We start from the raw sequence: 14,563 nt of genomic DNA on the forward strand, positions 1-14,563 counted from the left end.
TCATCTTCTCAAAGGGACGCCTCGCCGAACACCACGATGCGATTGCGGCCGCTCTGCTTCGCCTGATACATCGCAGCATCAGCTTTCGCCACACAAGCTTCGGCTTTATCATCCTCACTACCCATAAAATAGATGCCGACGCTGACCGTTACCGGCGCGGGGAGAGTGCCGGGAAATTCTGACCTATGATGTTGTGTCACGTTGATACGAAAACGCTCTGCCATCGTACGAACCTCCTCTTCAGAGGCACCGATCACCAGTGCGGAATATTCCTCACCGCCAATGCGTGAAGGAATATCTTGATCACGCAGGGAATGCGAAAGTGACCAGGCAACATATTTAATGACCTCATCGCCCTGAATGTGTCCGTAGGTATCATTGAAGCGTTTGAAATAATCAATGTCAGCCACCATTACCGCCAGCCTTACCCCTGATTGTTTTTTATCTAAATAAGTTTTCATTGCATCGTAATAATACCGGCGATTATAGAGATTAGTCAGCGGATCGCGAATAGAAGACTCATAAGAAATCTGATATTTCATCAATGTTTTCTTGTAAACCATAGAAATATCGTATAGTAAAACAATCACGACAAAGAACGTCGATAACACTTCAAAAAAACGCGCGTAATACCAGACCAGCGAATGAATATAAATGCTGCTGTGTAAAATAGATACGTTGCCTAAATAGGAAATGCAGCTCAATCCGATAGCAAGCCAGAAGGTATTTTTAAGCCGGGTCACAGAAATAATCAGGACGGTGGCCAGTGCCCAGATACCGCCAATAACATACCCCATTTTTCCAGACCAAAGCTGGCTATAATCACGTCCGTCTGCCGTTACAATCTCCATGCCGAACAGCGGATTTTTACTGGAAAGAAAATAGGCAAAAATCACAGCCAGGCAGCTTGCGGCCAGCACAACGCTCAGCACCCGACGATGGCTGATGCACAGAGTATCCCTGCGCTGATACAGGAAAGCAGTGAGCAAAAATACAGCGGCCATCGAGATACTGCGAAAGACCCAGTAAATAGCCAGATCATTGACGGAGCCTTCAAGCACTGCCCCGGTCAGGAAGATCCCCGGATAATAGAGCAGCTTGTAAACCAGATAGAATGCCGACAACGAGTACGCAAAGGATAATACAGCCAGGTAGAGTTTCTTGCGATTCGCCATGTATTGCATCAGCATGAAAAAGGCGATAAGGGTATGCAGCACAAATAAAATGGCGGTAGTGACGGGAAATATTGAGACTACAGCAGGCGTTTCATGAAAAAAATAGCGATGAGACATCACCGTAACAGGAACTAAAACAATCAATATGTATAAGAAAAACACTAACATATTTAACTTACACTTATCTTTAACATCAAATAACGTCATATCACGCATCCCTCTCCGTTGGGAATAAGCCTCTGTCCTGCAAGGCGGCGTGATTTTATCATAAACTGAGTGTCAGCGAGTTTGATTACAGATTATTATTGTGTAATAAACGCTGCTGTTGACCCGCATCATTTTCTGAAAGAAAAAGAATTATTGTCAGTGACCATTAGCGGCCGCCGTTTCATGCAGATGCCGCCACAGCACTTTCCCGTCAGTATCGACTTCAAATACCACTGTCGAATAACGCAACGTCTCCGGCTGACCTGGCAGTTGCTGGCGTTCCTGATACGCAACGACTGCGCCTGCCTCATTTTCAGCAATAACAACGGGTGCTTCAACGTTAATCTCCAAACCGATTTTCGTGCCCCGCTGTTCCCTGAAAAAGGCACATAATGCAGGATAATCCAACCGGTAACCGGTGACGGTTACCATCGAAAATGCCGGACTAAAACGCGCCAGGAGTTCGGTTCCTGCCTGCTGATGTGCAGCGGGATCGGAAAACCAGCACTGGATCAATACATGTGCATCAAACACTTCTTTAACAAAACGATTCATCGCATTTCCTTTTGTTTTTGCTATTAAGACAGTTCAAGGTGACATGATTTAGGGTTTACCAAATTGAAATATAAGCATTTATTTCAAACCACGTCCACATATTGACCATTTCGAGATTTAACGACAAAAAAGCCCCGCATTTAACTGTGCGGGGCTTTTTTGTTTCTGCGATCACATCAGGAAGGTTTGCTGATTATGCGCTTTAAGCATTGTTGATACTGAATAAACCGCCATATTTTTGGCGGTTTTGATGCATGCATTTACTTCACTAACTAAATGTTATTTAGGCATATAAACACAATAATTTTGGTTAAGTAAAAAAAAGTAATATGATGAAAATCTGATCAACCAAAACTGCAAGGATTAGCAGGTGCATCATGTTTACACTCTACGAAGGCCGTGAAATTAAATGGGAACTCAGCCCAGAAGGCTTCGCCTATATCTGCTCACCCGAGCACGCTTTAGAACAATCTAAAACCCACTATGATCTGGATGAGCGAAATTACCGCAGCAAATTCAGCCCCTTTAGTGTTCCTGAGCGCGTTTACTCAGGACAGCCCACATGGCGACGCGCACAGGCCGGGTATGTGGATCCCATTTACGACTTAATAAAAGAGCATCTTCAGTTAGGCTGGCTGATTGGTGTGGATACCACTGAGCAATGGAATTGGGTCGAAAACCCATTTTACGTTGATGAAAATGGTGACCTGATTTGTGACAGAGCCTATCTGTACCACGAATGGTTTATTCGACAGACTATGGATGCTTATGAATTCGCCGTAGCCGAAAGACAAGGTGTAAAAGCCCTTCCAACTCAGAAATACGATTACGGGGGGTGGGGTTCAGCACCTGTTCAACATGCCCAGTCAACTAAGACAATCAATAGTAAAGCTGCCGGGCGGTTATTAGCTGCTGGCGGTGTCTACAATGGAAACATAGAAGGCTATGCCAAAACAGCTCAGCAGCTCGGCGGTGAAGCTCCGGCAGGTTATGATCAGATGCTGAATGAGACAACCGCAGGTTCGGCGATTGCTATTGTCTCTGCGGCGGCGGGATTAGGTCTTGGTCGAATGGGTGCCGCGGGTGAGATTAGTCAGTTAGAGAAATTGACGCAGCCGCAGAACATTAATGGCTTTACACTCGAGCAGTTATCCGATGGTGCAAAACTATTAGATAAGGGAGATTTAACTCAAGCAGGACGTGCCCTGCAAAAACATGGGGGACGTATTGGAAGTGCATTTCCACCCGTTAAGGGAAATACTGCCGCAATAAATGAACAGGGGCAAAGTATCGTTGATGGCATTTTAAACGACGAAAGCAAAAAAGTCCTATTCAGCAACACTGGTCGGTTTGGTCAAGTAACTGATATTATTGCAACAGACGGTCGGGGTCTGAGGTATGACCCCCAAGGGAAGTTAATAGGATTTCTGGAGCCCCCAAAATGAGTAAATTAACCGCACAACTGGCCAGTTTGCCAGACAGAGAAAACGTTGTTTATGAAATCTACTCTGATTCCGATCAGGTGGCTGAAGTGTCCAACGAGCCTGATAATGGCATCCGAATTGAAATTTTCCCATGTCCACATACAGGGAAAATTTGGAATTTTGATTTCAATGAATTCTATACACTCATAGAACAAGCCAAGCAGAATATTGACGTTTAGGGTGTAGTTCATTGATTTTATGAAACTAAACGTGGGGAATGCACACCTATTAGAAATTGTCATAGCCAGCGATATAGACTATGAAAATTTGATTGCTGAGATCTATTGCAATGACCAATATGTAGCGCTTTTACAGCAAGAAAATGGCAAAGAAGAGCTGAAGGAAGTGCTTGAAAACGGCTTAAACACAATAAACCTTGATTGGTTTCAGCATGCTTTATCAGAAGCTAAAGAACGGCTTTTAAATGAATGATACCTTCTCCCTATGACGTTGTCGTTTTAGTCAAAAATATGCCAGATAAAGGACTAACCAAGGGTATGATCGGTACAGTTGTTGATGTTTACAGCACACCTTCACTGGCTTATGAAGTTGAATTCTGCGATCAACAAGGTCGAACAATTGTTTCTCTGGCATTAGCTCCAGAACGATTACAGTATAAACCCTGATTCATCAGACAAGACAAGGCTACTCGGATATTCGGGTGGCCATTTTGTCTTAGACCTTCGTAGCTCGTCAAAGGCGTCAGACACAGCGCTGCTCTGGGAACTGATCGGTTTTAGGGTGAAACCAGATAACCCCCTTACGACGTGCTGAGACGCTAGAATAAATGTACGTCAACACGCTCCGCGCGCAATGCTATCCCCGCCACGCCTGCCCGCTTTATGTGTCGCTTTTAATGCAGTTGCATTTCACTTATAAGCCCCCTTAATAAGGGCGTAGAACCCCAAAAAAACTCAGGGCAGGCTCATGCAAATCAATTCAACTTAATGCATCAACTCTAGGATTATGATACAGAACAAACTGTTTGTACCCAGACATCCATGATAAGCAGAATTTACTATAAATTGCATGATTATGCTTAATATTTGAAAGTGATTACACATGGCTGCTGAAATCGAGTCCTCATTCGATGCATTAGATGAAATAAAGATATTTTTTGATAAAGCAAACTTTTCAATCGAAAAGGTGAAAATTTTAATAGGTGCAATTTCGAGTGTGGAATTTATTGAGGTTAACTCAAACGGAACAATTATATTTTCTGAGGATAGTTTTATGGACATGTCGAAAATTATTGAAGATATTAATTTTACAAAATGATACGTAGGGACTTTATATGCCCCTATAGTTTTAAAATGTTTTATAAGCAACCATCTATTTATTATTTAATTTATTATATAAAGGTGCGCATTCAACATAGTCGGCGTACAAATCCTCCTCACTTATATATATAATAATGACAGAGGCAATAGAAATCAGGCAGGCAATAAACGAAACGCTGCCTTGAGATATAGGATTTTCTGAAAAAGAATTTATGATCCGATATACCCACTCGAGAAACAGACCACTACCTCCACTCTTCAAAATCTGTATGGACTCAATAAATAGTAATAATAAGACACCTAGACAAGCAATCTCTTTTCTCCGCCGTGATTTCACTCTATTTTTCTGTATCTCTTTTGCTTTAACATGTAACTTATAATAAACATCGGAGCCTGTTTTCACAGCCTCGGTTAATAATTCATATGGTGAAACCACGCCATAGCTTTTTCTGTAATTATCTTTGTAAGATAATAAACTACCCAGAGTGATTTTTAGTAAGACTCTAAAAAAATCTAGAATTACTAGCATTAAGGCCCAAAAAAAGAACCCTCCAAATACACCACCTAAATTAACTTCACTAATATTATCCATAGTCACGAGCCATAGTCCACGGCCTATCACATGGAAACATGCCAAATCTAAAAATAAACAATAAAAAAGAAACTTCATAAGTAATGAAGATTCCCATGCCAAGTCAAGAGCTTTTATAATAGGATGTATATTACTACCATTATCCTTATCATCAGACATAATTACCTCACTTTAGTAACTCAATCTATAATACCCTAATAAATTCCTTTAAAATCAATCTATTAAACACCAAGCAATTTATTTTAGCAAATTTTTTGGTGTTATAATTATAATACAACTTATATTTAATTAATTCTAAAGTAAATTTCATTCCATTCATCCTTTATCGGATAAGCAAACTGTTTCTCTCCAAAAGTGACTTTGGCACCACGTGCCAATACATCCAGTTCCCCGCGCTCAACTAATTTCATCACCGCCGTGGCGTACTCAGAAGATGTCGGGGCAAACCCTGTCCAAGTCCTCCCCACAGTTATTGACAGGACTCCGAGGCGCGCCGGAGGCGCTTATTAAATTCAAAGGATGAACGGCAACTTCAACAGCCTTGGCGACAATGCGCCATTTTGTTGTGCGTGTTTCGTGGATGAGGTCAGTGCCAAGATGAGGGGCATAAACGCCGATGATTTTCTGGATCTCTTCGTCGTACTCGTTTAACTCATCAATCACTTGGCGGGCGGTTCTTACCGTTTGCTCATCGCGTGGGACATTCGCCCCACCCTGCGCAGAAATATATGCGGCGAAATCACCACCATCGGCTGCTGCTCTGGCAGCTTCGACAAATTCGTCAAACTCGCTAGCGATACTCACACCACGCGGCAATCTGCGCAGCTCGCGATAGGCTCCCATTGTTGGTACACCGATAGATTTAAATTGCGGTATACGCCATGTAGAAGCCCATGCGGTAACGGCTGCGGCAGTCTCTGACAATGATCGGCCAGTCTCATGGTCTATCTCACCTTCCAGAGCATAGCCATCAATATTCTTGGCTATATATTTAGCGATATAGCCTGCCGCTCCGCCTTTATTTAAATGCTTGCACTCAAAACGCTGGGATAAAAATCCAGCGCGCCCCGAATCGCCCTGCCATCCAACGACTGAGCGGAATCACCAGTGTCAGCCCGAGAATATATCCGGTGCTGACCCATGCCAGTGCGCTGACCGGCGCCTCAAACTGCCGCGCGATACCGGGATACGCCACATTGGCGATAAACATGTTGATCAGATCAACGAAAAATCCGAGCAAATATACTGCGGCAACCCGTGCCCTGTGACTCATCTGCATCCATCCACTGATGTTTAAAGGCGGGCAATGTAGCGGAGATTTTCGGAGGGATAAACGGACGTGATGCAGTTACACTGTCAAAATTATTTTGACAGTGAGGAGACCCGGAATGCTGAATTTACAGCGGCTGGAGATTTTCATTGCGGTGGTTAGTGCAGCCGGAAATCGACGCACAGCGGTTATGCCATTTGCTGCCCGATCACCGTTTCCCACCGCAGGGCATTTTCGCACTCTATCCCAACACCCGCCATGTGCCGGAAAAAGTGCGGCGTTTTATTGATTTCCTCAAAAAACAGATGGCGGAGTCTCCTGCCCAGAGTAAGATTTAGTGCAGTTCACAGAAGGAAAACGCTCACTATGATCCTCGAAACAGCGCGGTTGCTACTCCGGCCAGTAGAGGCTGATGATATCGGTTCTTTTTTTGCTATTTACGGCGATCCGCAGACTAATTTGTTTAATCCGCGCGGTCCGCTGAAAGACATGACGGCTGCGCAGGAAAAACTGAGCGGCTGGTTGCAGGAATGGTCGGATCATGGCTTCGGGCACTGGGCAATTGCACTGAACCATAAGCCTGACGAGATCATCGGTTTCGGCGGACTGGGTATCCGTGAAGGCTACGAAAATCATCGTGTGTTTCTCGGTTATCGCTTTGCGACAGCAGCTTGGGGAAAAGGGCTGGCGACGGAGTTTGCCACCGCCGTGCTCAACACCGGTTTTGAGAAACTGGGTATACCGCAGATTTCTGCTACCGTGCGTGAAAATCATCTGGCTTCACAGCATGTTCTGGAAAAAATCGGTATGCAAAAAACGGGTTTTGAGGGTGATCCGGTGCATGGCATCGGCAGTTACCTGTACCGGCAGACCAGCCAGTAGGTGGTAAATGGCTCAACATTCGACTGAATAAAGGCCCGCATGCCAAGGCTTCCCCGGCCTGAGATCGGAAAATTCTGAGTCTCTGACATTGCGGGCTTTTTTTTTCTTAAAATACCTGTACAACCTTTCACATCTTGTATAACTTTATAGTCACACAGGCAATCATTAATCACACATCTATTAACATAAGGGTTAATCATGCGTCAGAACAGGCACAATGGAACGTCCCCGGACACGTCTCATTCCCTCTATACGCAGGTCTTTTCTGATGAGGAAACCATGGGGCGTGTTGTGGTTGAAATCCTTGAGGCAGGGAAGAATCTCAATCGCAAAGCTTTATGTTCGAAACTTTTAAATCGTGTTGAAGCCGCTGGCAGCGAAGAAGAGGAAAAGCATTATATGAAGCTTATCCGTCTGGTACTTGAGCGAGATTCATGATCCATCCTGATTAAGATTACAGTGCAACGATTGGCTTCATAGCATTTCAGTTCGACATATTATGCGGGCTTGATTAATTCACAGCCTACCAAATTTTATGCCTGATGGCGTAAAGTACTAACTCTGAACCTGAAGCTAATCTGCCCAAGACCTTTGGCCGGCGTATATTCAGAGGCTGCTAATATGTATAGAAGTAACGAAGAAAGATTAACTGATAAGCTGATAGGTGAGGCTGTAATTTCCTTGCTTAAATCTAAGAGCCCAATATCGACTGACAGACTTATTGCACAATTACAGTTTATGGCTGTGAGTGCTGACAACATCAATCGAAAAAGCGCCTGTGAGCGAATTATTAATGAGATCCGCCATGATCTGGCTGATAAACGTGGGCGAATCACTTACGAAGTGCGGGATGTCGACAATGTGCGACACTTTTTCAATGCTGAAGGGCCGTCCGATGACAAGAAAAGACATTGATTCATCAAAGAGCTATACGCTAAATCACAGCGACCCGATGAAATCAAACCAATCCCAGCCGATGACAGACTCTGGTTTTAATTCAGAAGCTTATAACTATTTTAACAAAGCGGGCGAACTTTTTTTGAGTGAAACCGAAGTTTTGGGTGCCGCTATTCGTGTCATTCTGGCTGAAAAAGGCAAAGTGACAAATAAAGCCATTATATTGCACCTGATCACCCAACTTGAATGCACTTCCGATGTTGTACAATTGGATATTTTGCGTAGTGCACTGGAAATAGTTGTGGGTATGACGCCTGATGACATCAGCGTCTGAACCCGGCTACTGATATTTAATCGTTTCACGTTCAATTTTAAAACTGAGCGTGCTTTCTCTCATAAACAGCAGGTGCGGAGGGTATCAAAATGCAAGATGTGTCTTATACTCATGTCAAATTGGCTGATTACATTCTGGCAGAGGATCCGGAACTTCTGGTCGGAAATGAAACTGTCATCCGTATTTATAAGAATTTAAAAAGTCATAAAGAACGGGTTACGCATAAAGATATTATTCTTTGCCTGATTCAAAAAATTGAGCAGGAAAGTGATTCGATTAAACAGGATGTATATTTAGAAGCACTTGAGTATGTGGTATACCGTACCCCTGATGATGACACACTATAAAATATCGTCTGTATGGCAATAAATTTTTCAAATCAGCCGGGAAAATACACGATACCTCACCGGCTGATGAGTTTACTTTTCTGAGAATCTTTTAACAGACCCGGCATAATTAAAGATTTTGATTCATTAATGTATATTCCTGCTTAATCTCCGGCCACGTAACAACCGGCGCCCCATTTAGCCTGGGCGAAGCAAACAGCGGTCCCTGAAAATTACAGACCCCTGCCGCATCAAGCCACATCCATTCTTCTGGTTTTTCAATACCCGCCGCGATGACCGATATTTCCAAAGAAGAACACAATCTGATAATGGCCTGAATGATGGCTTGTTTGGGTCCGCTGGTATGGATGTCACAAATCATATTGCGGTCAATCATAATCTTATCAGGCTGGCATCGGGTCAACAGCAATAATTCGGCAGATCCGGCGCCAAAATCATCAACGGCCAGGCGCATCCCTGAGGCTTTAAGCTGTTGTAACGCTGTCGCGAAATTATCTTCGCGCGTCGCGACACCGTTTTCTGTGATTGCCACAATAATCTGCTCCGGTACCAGATCATGAGCAACAATCTCACGAAGCAAAAATCCAATCGCGTCGGGTACCCTGACGAGCGTCATAGGCAACAGTTTGATTGACAGCATTTTGTCGCCAATCCCCATCTTTCGGGCAAGCGCAAAAGCCAGCTTTTTGGATCGTAAATCGGCTTCATAAATGTTTGGGCCGCTAAGTGCAGAGAAATATTCCATCGGAGAACCGCCACCGGGACCGCACAGACGCGCTTCGTAAGAAATAATCTCTCGACTGAGGGGATCAACAATCGGCTGAAACGTAAAATTGTAATCCTTCATCTCGGGAAAGATAAATCCTGCTTCAGGTTTCAGTGACTCATCTGCGATAAAGGACCAGGCATCCGCTGGCAAAATTTCGAGATAATTTTCCTTTTCGCGAGCCTGTACAAAGGTGCATAAAAATTGAAGCGCGCGGTCTTCGTAGGTAAGCCGATATTTAGACGTTCCCTTATCCAGCACTGCCTGAAGAACAACATCCTCATGATGATGCCTGAGGTCAAACAGCTCCATCCCTACATTGCCGAAGCGCCGCGACGGTGCGTAATCACGCATGAGAACAACGACATTATTGTGGCGTTGATCGCTGCAAATCTTGCTATAAATGGCATCGACGGCTTCTTCCGGCCCTTCCAGCAACTGGAAAAAGTGCATTCCGTCAAAAAGCAGAATACCGGTAATGCTACGGCGTTCGTTCTCGATGTTGGCTCGCGACACCATCTCTGCCAGAGAAGCAGGCCGGACAGAGTCGCTGATGTGACTGCGATAGACGAGGGTTAAAAGCATTCAGATATTCCAGGGCAGGCTCCAGTTAAGAACGCCACGATAACAGAAATTTTATTTACGGAAAATTCTCAATTGATTATCTTTCCTTACATATTGTGGCAAGAAATGCCTTGTTGCGTAGGTCCCTGACCATTAAGGATAATGGCGCGGTTGTCGTTTTAGAGGATAATCGCTGATATTCGATTCACTTTCAGGAAGCCAGGGCATGACTCATCAACCCGCACCAGAAGATTTTTACACCGAAAAATACGGTCTGACCCGTACCCACTCAGAAATAATCAACGCAACACATTATGTACAGTCAGGTAAAGCACTGGATTTAGGCTGTGGCAGCGGGCGTAACTCCCTGTATCTTAACCTTAAAGGCTTTGATGTGACGGGTTGGGATAACAACGCCATAAGCGTCGCAAAAGTGAATAATATTATTGCGGCGGAATCCCTGACCAACATCACTATCAGCGAAGCGGATCTGAACACCCACCGTTTCAGCGGTGAATATAATTTTATCTTTTCGACCGTAGTAATGATGTTTCTGCAACGCGACAGCATCCCACACATCATTGAAGATATGCATGCAGCCACCGTAACGGGCGGCTATAACCTGATTGTCGCCGCCATGGACAGCCCGGATTATCCGTGCCCGCTGCCTTTCCCGTTCACGTTTAAGCCGGCAGAGTTGCGTGATTATTATCGCGACTGGGAGATAGTGAAATACAACGAGGATGTCGGAGAACTGCATAAACGTGACGAAAACGGACACCGTTATTCGCTGCGTTTTGCGACACTGCTGGCAAGAAAAGTCTGATATCTATGACTCCTTCGCAGGCAAACCCTGCATGTCCTGACTTTTCGACTAGACTTAAAATCCACCCAAAAAGGAGCACGATATGTCATCACAAGACTTTGATAAAGATCCTAACCGTGTGGAAGATAAAGTAGAAAACACGGTCAATGAGTTTGCCGGTGAAGCACAAAAGCAATTTGGAGATTTTGTTGATTCTCCTAAACACCAGCTGAAAGGTGCTGCACGCAAATACTCCGCACAGGCAAGTGAAGCTGTCTCTGACGTGGCGGATAAGATCAAAGAAAATCCGCTGTCGGGATTGATTGCTGCCGGCGCGATTGGCGTGGTGCTGGGGTTGCTTTTAGGCCGCAAATAACCGTTCAGGAGAAAACAGATTTCTCCTAAATAAATGATTCGCATAAAGGGGATAGCATAGTGTTTTCTGTAGCTATCTACAGATACTAAGATACTCCCCTTGTAACGAATCCAATACCCGTCTCCCCTGGCGGGTATTTTTTTGCGCCCGTTTACTCAATCACTGCCCTTTACCGACCAGCTGAGCGGCTTTGACAAAGATCTCATCTTCCAGGCCATCCCCTTTTTTACGTCCGAGCCGTCGTAATTCTTCAATGATGCTTTCCCGGTTAATGACGGTTCCACTGGAAATTAACCCCATAACAGCCGCGCCGATTGCCAGCCCGATCAGACCTGTTTTTTCGCTTTTATCCTTCATTATAACCCCGGTAAATTATTCGAATTTTTAAGGTAACGCTCAGTATCTATAGCTGATGTAATGCCATTTGTCAGAGTTCGTAGATTGCGCAACTTGGCCGGGATCGCATTTTTCTATTAGGGTTAATAGGTATACCTCATCCAACCCATCCAGGAGGAAACGATGACACTCCCCCCTTCACACCTCTCTACTACAGAAGAACTGAGACTCATTGACCGCTACTGGCGGGCCGCCAATTACCTGTCTGTCGGGCAAATTTATCTGATGGATAACCCGTTGCTGCGCGACCCCCTCAAACCTGAGCACATCAAGCCTCGTCTGCTGGGGCACTGGGGCACTACGCCAGGTCTGAATTTTATTTATGCGCACCTCAACCGGGCGATATGCCAGCGTGATCTTGATATTATTTATATCTGCGGTCCGGGTCACGGCGGCCCCGGCATGGTGGCAAATACCTGGCTTGAAGGCAGCTACAGCGAGATTTATCCGCAGATCAGCGAGGATGCCAGCGGAATGCAAAAACTGTTCAGGCAGTTCTCATTCCCCGGTGGCATTCCCAGCCATGCGGCGCCGGAAACACCGGGGTCGATTAACGAGGGCGGCGAACTGGGCTATTCTCTGTCTCATGCGTTCGGCGCAGTATTTGATAATCCTGATCTCATTGCCGCCTGCGTCATTGGCGATGGTGAAGCCGAAACCGGTCCGCTGGCCTCGGGCTGGCACGGCATTAAATTCCTCAATGCCGTGCGGGACGGCGCAGTACTGCCGATACTGCATCTTAATGGTTATAAAATTGCTAACCCGACCCTCCTGGGGCGAATGAGCGACGACGATCTACGTCAGTTATTTTCCGGTTATGGTTACGAGCCATTATTTGTCAGCGGACACGAGCCGGAACAGATGCATATTCAGATGGCCCGCGCACTGAACATTTCACTGGATATGATCAAAGATCTCCAGCAACGCGCCCTCGCCGGTACGTCCAACGACGGTGTTCCCGCGTGGCCGATGATCATCCTGCGCAGTCCGAAAGGTTGGACCGGCCCGAAGACCGTTGACGGTAAAAAAGTCGAAGGTTTCTGGCGCGCACATCAGGTGCCGGTATCTTCCTGCCGTGACAACGACGAGCATCGCCAGATCCTTGAAGACTGGATGCGCAGCTACCAGCCTGACGATCTGTTCGATGAACAGGGACGCCTGAAGCCGGAATTACGGGCGCTGGCACCACAGGGGGATAAACGTATGGGTGCCTCGCCCTTCGCCAATGGCGGCAGACTGCGGCGGAAACTGGTGCCGGCAGAACTGGCCAAATTCGCCGTTAAGCTGACCTCACGCGGCGAACCACAGGTGCAATCAACAGAAATGCTCGGCCGCTATCTGGCCGATATCTTTACCCTCAATCCTGATAACTTCCGTCTGTTCGGCCCGGATGAAACTGCGTCTAACCGGCTCAGCGATGTGTTTAATGTCACCAACCGCACCTGGCTGGAAGACATTGAACCTTACGATGAGCAACTGGCTGCCGATGGCCGGGTGATGGAAATTCTCAGTGAGCATCAGTGTCAGGGCTGGCTGGAAGGCTATTTACTCACCGGACGGCATGGGCTGTTCAACTGCTATGAAGCCTTTATTCATATCGTCGGCTCCATGTTTAATCAGCATGCTAAATGGCTGAAGGTGACCCGTAAATTGCCGTGGCGTCAGCCGATCTCTTCTCTCAACTACCTGCTTTCCTCCCATGTCTGGCGTCAGGATCACAATGGCTACAGCCATCAGGATCCGGGTTTTATGGATCATGTCGCGAACAAGAAAGCCGATATCGTGCGTATTTATCTGCCGCCGGATGCCAATACGTTGTTGTGGGTCGCAGATCACTGTCTGCAAACCTGGGACCGCATCAATGTGATTGTGGCTGGTAAACAACCTGCCCCGCAATGGCTGTCTGCCGACGAAGCCGCAGAACATTGCGCCGCAGGGATGGGCATCTGGCCGTGGGCGGGCCATGAGCCGGACGGAACGGAACCTGATGTAGTGATGGCTTGTGCGGGCGATGTGCCAACCATGGAAACCCTGGCGGCGGTCGATTTATTGCGGGAATATCTGCCGGATCTCAGCGTCCGTGTGGTGAACGTGGTGGATATTATGGCTTTACAGACCCAGGAACAACATCCTCACGGACTGAGCGAAGCTGCTTTTGACCACATTTTCACCCAAAGCAAACCGGTGATTTTCGCTTTCCACGGCTATCCAAGCCTGATTCACCGCTTAACCTACCAGCGCAACAACCACCGCAATTTCCACGTCAGCGGTTTTATGGAAGAAGGCACCACCACCACGCCGTTTGACATGACCGTGCTCAATAAGCTGGATCGCTTTCACCTGGCGCAGGCAGCCATTCTGCATACGGAAAAATTGCAAGGCCAGGCGGATGATGTTCTGGATACGTTGCAAGAGAAAATTGCCGCGCATCATCGCTACGTGCGTGAGTATGGTGAGGATTTGCCTGAAGTTCGTGACTGGAAATGGCCCTCACAACAGGGAAGTGGCGGCGCGCCGGAATAACCTGAGGCGGTGAAACTCTGCCTTGTGCGAAGATTTTCTAAACAGTGCTCCTGTATCCCGGGATAAGAAGGCAAATGGGATTGCTGTCTCTGGGTTGCTTTCGCCGCGGC

At 46.2% G+C, this 14,563-nt stretch carries 18 protein-coding genes and 3 pseudogenes; 14 read left to right on the forward strand and 7 right to left on the reverse strand.

Features of this window, described 5'->3' with window-relative positions:
• Window positions 1–8 precede the first annotated feature (8 nt).
• Both EVX52_RS08285 and EVX52_RS08290 read right to left on the reverse strand, forming a co-directional pair.
• Window positions 9–1,292, reverse strand: a complete 1,284-nt coding sequence (locus EVX52_RS08285) for a GGDEF domain-containing protein (protein WP_165385169.1) — start codon at window positions 1,290–1,292, stop codon at window positions 9–11.
• A gap of 246 nt (window positions 1,293–1,538) precedes the next feature.
• Complete coding sequence (locus EVX52_RS08290) at window positions 1,539–1,937, reverse strand: DUF4440 domain-containing protein (RefSeq protein ID WP_129953446.1); 399 nt, start codon at window positions 1,935–1,937, stop codon at window positions 1,539–1,541.
• A 377-nt stretch (window positions 1,938–2,314) separates the two neighbouring features.
• Here EVX52_RS08290 and EVX52_RS25510 point away from each other — a divergent pair, with 377 nt between their 5' ends.
• The 5 genes from EVX52_RS25510 (at window position 2,315) to EVX52_RS08315 (ending at window position 4,699) form a co-directional block, all read left to right on the forward strand.
• Window positions 2,315–3,382, forward strand: a complete 1,068-nt coding sequence (locus EVX52_RS25510) for a hypothetical protein (RefSeq protein ID WP_129991072.1) — start codon at window positions 2,315–2,317, stop codon at window positions 3,380–3,382.
• The gene (locus EVX52_RS08300; protein ID WP_129991073.1) at window positions 3,379–3,600 is read left to right on the forward strand and encodes a hypothetical protein; all 222 of its coding nucleotides are present in this window, start codon (window positions 3,379–3,381) and stop codon (window positions 3,598–3,600) included. Before EVX52_RS25510 ends, EVX52_RS08300 begins: the two co-directional genes overlap by 4 nt.
• Window positions 3,601–3,619: 19 nt before the next feature.
• Entirely contained in the window at window positions 3,620–3,853 is a 234-nt protein-coding gene (locus tag EVX52_RS08305; protein WP_240783443.1) for a hypothetical protein, read from the forward strand.
• A complete protein-coding gene (locus tag EVX52_RS08310; protein ID WP_129991074.1) occupies window positions 3,850–4,047 on the forward strand; it encodes a DUF4926 domain-containing protein in 198 nt (65 codons plus the stop codon). The genes EVX52_RS08305 and EVX52_RS08310 overlap by 4 nt, the downstream gene beginning before the upstream one ends.
• 436 nt (window positions 4,048–4,483) lie before the next feature.
• Window positions 4,484–4,699 (forward strand): hypothetical protein, encoded by a 216-nt coding sequence (locus EVX52_RS08315; RefSeq protein WP_129991075.1) that lies wholly within the window; start codon window positions 4,484–4,486, stop codon window positions 4,697–4,699.
• A 54-nt stretch (window positions 4,700–4,753) separates the two neighbouring features.
• Here the strand turns inward: EVX52_RS08315 and EVX52_RS08320 are convergent, their stop codons facing one another.
• From EVX52_RS08320 to EVX52_RS08330, 3 genes and pseudogenes are all read right to left on the reverse strand, one after another.
• On the reverse strand, window positions 4,754–5,452 hold the full coding sequence (locus EVX52_RS08320; RefSeq protein WP_129991076.1) for a hypothetical protein: 699 nt from the start codon (window positions 5,450–5,452) through the stop codon (window positions 4,754–4,756).
• A gap of 125 nt (window positions 5,453–5,577) precedes the next feature.
• A pseudogene (locus EVX52_RS08325) lies at window positions 5,578–6,367 on the reverse strand (hypothetical protein); the annotation flags it as partial.
• A pseudogene (locus EVX52_RS08330) lies at window positions 6,342–6,566 on the reverse strand (MFS transporter); the annotation flags it as partial. The pseudogenes EVX52_RS08330 and EVX52_RS08325, both read right to left, overlap by 26 nt.
• A 152-nt stretch (window positions 6,567–6,718) precedes the next feature.
• Between EVX52_RS08330 and EVX52_RS08335 the strand changes: the two are divergent.
• From EVX52_RS08335 to EVX52_RS08360, 6 genes and pseudogenes are all read left to right on the forward strand, one after another.
• A pseudogene (locus EVX52_RS08335) lies at window positions 6,719–6,901 on the forward strand (LysR substrate-binding domain-containing protein); the annotation flags it as partial.
• Window positions 6,902–6,929: 28 nt separating this feature from the next.
• Window positions 6,930–7,445: a GNAT family N-acetyltransferase gene (locus tag EVX52_RS08340; protein WP_129953442.1), complete on the forward strand. Its 516-nt coding sequence runs from the start codon at window positions 6,930–6,932 to the stop codon at window positions 7,443–7,445.
• A 198-nt stretch (window positions 7,446–7,643) separates the two neighbouring features.
• On the forward strand, window positions 7,644–7,883 hold the full coding sequence (gene ycgZ / locus EVX52_RS08345; protein ID WP_129953441.1) for a regulatory protein YcgZ: 240 nt from the start codon (window positions 7,644–7,646) through the stop codon (window positions 7,881–7,883).
• Window positions 7,884–8,066: 183 nt separating this feature from the next.
• Window positions 8,067–8,360, forward strand: a complete 294-nt coding sequence (locus tag EVX52_RS08350) for a hypothetical protein (RefSeq protein WP_129953440.1) — start codon at window positions 8,067–8,069, stop codon at window positions 8,358–8,360.
• Window positions 8,341–8,676, forward strand: coding sequence for a biofilm/acid-resistance regulator YmgB/AriR (locus EVX52_RS08355; RefSeq protein WP_370278323.1), 336 nt, complete (start codon window positions 8,341–8,343; stop codon window positions 8,674–8,676). Before EVX52_RS08350 ends, EVX52_RS08355 begins: the two co-directional genes overlap by 20 nt.
• Window positions 8,677–8,765: 89 nt before the next feature.
• On the forward strand, window positions 8,766–9,023 hold the full coding sequence (locus EVX52_RS08360; protein WP_129953439.1) for a biofilm development regulator YmgB/AriR family protein: 258 nt from the start codon (window positions 8,766–8,768) through the stop codon (window positions 9,021–9,023).
• 109 nt (window positions 9,024–9,132) lie between these two features.
• Here EVX52_RS08360 and EVX52_RS08365 read toward each other — a convergent pair whose 3' ends face one another.
• On the reverse strand, window positions 9,133–10,374 hold the full coding sequence (locus tag EVX52_RS08365; protein WP_129953438.1) for a diguanylate phosphodiesterase: 1,242 nt from the start codon (window positions 10,372–10,374) through the stop codon (window positions 9,133–9,135).
• A gap of 205 nt (window positions 10,375–10,579) precedes the next feature.
• Between EVX52_RS08365 and tehB the strand changes: the two genes are divergently transcribed.
• On the forward strand, window positions 10,580–11,179 hold the full coding sequence (gene tehB / locus EVX52_RS08370; RefSeq protein WP_129953437.1) for a tellurite resistance methyltransferase TehB: 600 nt from the start codon (window positions 10,580–10,582) through the stop codon (window positions 11,177–11,179).
• A gap of 82 nt (window positions 11,180–11,261) precedes the next feature.
• Complete coding sequence (locus EVX52_RS08375) at window positions 11,262–11,534, forward strand: YqjD family protein (protein WP_129953436.1); 273 nt, start codon at window positions 11,262–11,264, stop codon at window positions 11,532–11,534.
• 159 nt (window positions 11,535–11,693) lie between these two features.
• On the opposite strand, the gene EVX52_RS08380 is transcribed toward EVX52_RS08375, so the two are convergent.
• Window positions 11,694–11,891: a hypothetical protein gene (locus tag EVX52_RS08380; protein ID WP_129953435.1), complete on the reverse strand. Its 198-nt coding sequence runs from the start codon at window positions 11,889–11,891 to the stop codon at window positions 11,694–11,696.
• Window positions 11,892–12,053: 162 nt separating this feature from the next.
• Here EVX52_RS08380 and EVX52_RS08385 point away from each other — a divergent pair, with 162 nt between their 5' ends.
• Window positions 12,054–14,453: a phosphoketolase gene (locus EVX52_RS08385; RefSeq protein ID WP_129991077.1), complete on the forward strand. Its 2,400-nt coding sequence runs from the start codon at window positions 12,054–12,056 to the stop codon at window positions 14,451–14,453.
• Window positions 14,454–14,563: the final 110 nt, after the last annotated feature.

Origin of the sequence: Rahnella sp. CFA14(1/10) (assembly GCF_004195095.1) — a bacterium.
Classification (GTDB): domain Bacteria; phylum Pseudomonadota; class Gammaproteobacteria; order Enterobacterales; family Enterobacteriaceae; genus Rahnella; species Rahnella perminowiae.

Bases quoted from the DNA above. Each gene is read 5' to 3' on its own strand.
- EVX52_RS08355 (WP_370278323.1), top strand. From the start codon at position 8,341: ATGACAAGAAAAGACATTGATTCATCAAAGAGCTATACGCTAAATCAC.
- EVX52_RS08385 (WP_129991077.1), top strand. From the start codon at position 12,054: ATGACACTCCCCCCTTCACACCTCTCTACTACAGAAGAACTGAGACTC.
- EVX52_RS08365 (WP_129953438.1), bottom strand. From the start codon at position 10,374: ATGCTTTTAACCCTCGTCTATCGCAGTCACATCAGCGACTCTGTCCGG.
- EVX52_RS08300 (WP_129991073.1), top strand. From the start codon at position 3,379: ATGAGTAAATTAACCGCACAACTGGCCAGTTTGCCAGACAGAGAAAAC.
- EVX52_RS08350 (WP_129953440.1), top strand. From the start codon at position 8,067: ATGTATAGAAGTAACGAAGAAAGATTAACTGATAAGCTGATAGGTGAG.
- ycgZ (WP_129953441.1), top strand. From the start codon at position 7,644: ATGCGTCAGAACAGGCACAATGGAACGTCCCCGGACACGTCTCATTCC.
- EVX52_RS08285 (WP_165385169.1), bottom strand. From the start codon at position 1,292: ATGTCTCATCGCTATTTTTTTCATGAAACGCCTGCTGTAGTCTCAATA.
- EVX52_RS08360 (WP_129953439.1), top strand. From the start codon at position 8,766: ATGCAAGATGTGTCTTATACTCATGTCAAATTGGCTGATTACATTCTG.
- EVX52_RS08305 (WP_240783443.1), top strand. From the start codon at position 3,620: ATGAAACTAAACGTGGGGAATGCACACCTATTAGAAATTGTCATAGCC.
- EVX52_RS08310 (WP_129991074.1), top strand. From the start codon at position 3,850: ATGATACCTTCTCCCTATGACGTTGTCGTTTTAGTCAAAAATATGCCA.
- tehB (WP_129953437.1), top strand. From the start codon at position 10,580: ATGACTCATCAACCCGCACCAGAAGATTTTTACACCGAAAAATACGGT.
- EVX52_RS08315 (WP_129991075.1), top strand. From the start codon at position 4,484: ATGGCTGCTGAAATCGAGTCCTCATTCGATGCATTAGATGAAATAAAG.
- EVX52_RS08320 (WP_129991076.1), bottom strand. From the start codon at position 5,452: ATGTCTGATGATAAGGATAATGGTAGTAATATACATCCTATTATAAAA.
- EVX52_RS08380 (WP_129953435.1), bottom strand. From the start codon at position 11,891: ATGAAGGATAAAAGCGAAAAAACAGGTCTGATCGGGCTGGCAATCGGC.
- EVX52_RS08375 (WP_129953436.1), top strand. From the start codon at position 11,262: ATGTCATCACAAGACTTTGATAAAGATCCTAACCGTGTGGAAGATAAA.
- EVX52_RS08340 (WP_129953442.1), top strand. From the start codon at position 6,930: ATGATCCTCGAAACAGCGCGGTTGCTACTCCGGCCAGTAGAGGCTGAT.
- EVX52_RS08290 (WP_129953446.1), bottom strand. From the start codon at position 1,937: ATGAATCGTTTTGTTAAAGAAGTGTTTGATGCACATGTATTGATCCAG.
- EVX52_RS25510 (WP_129991072.1), top strand. From the start codon at position 2,315: ATGTTTACACTCTACGAAGGCCGTGAAATTAAATGGGAACTCAGCCCA.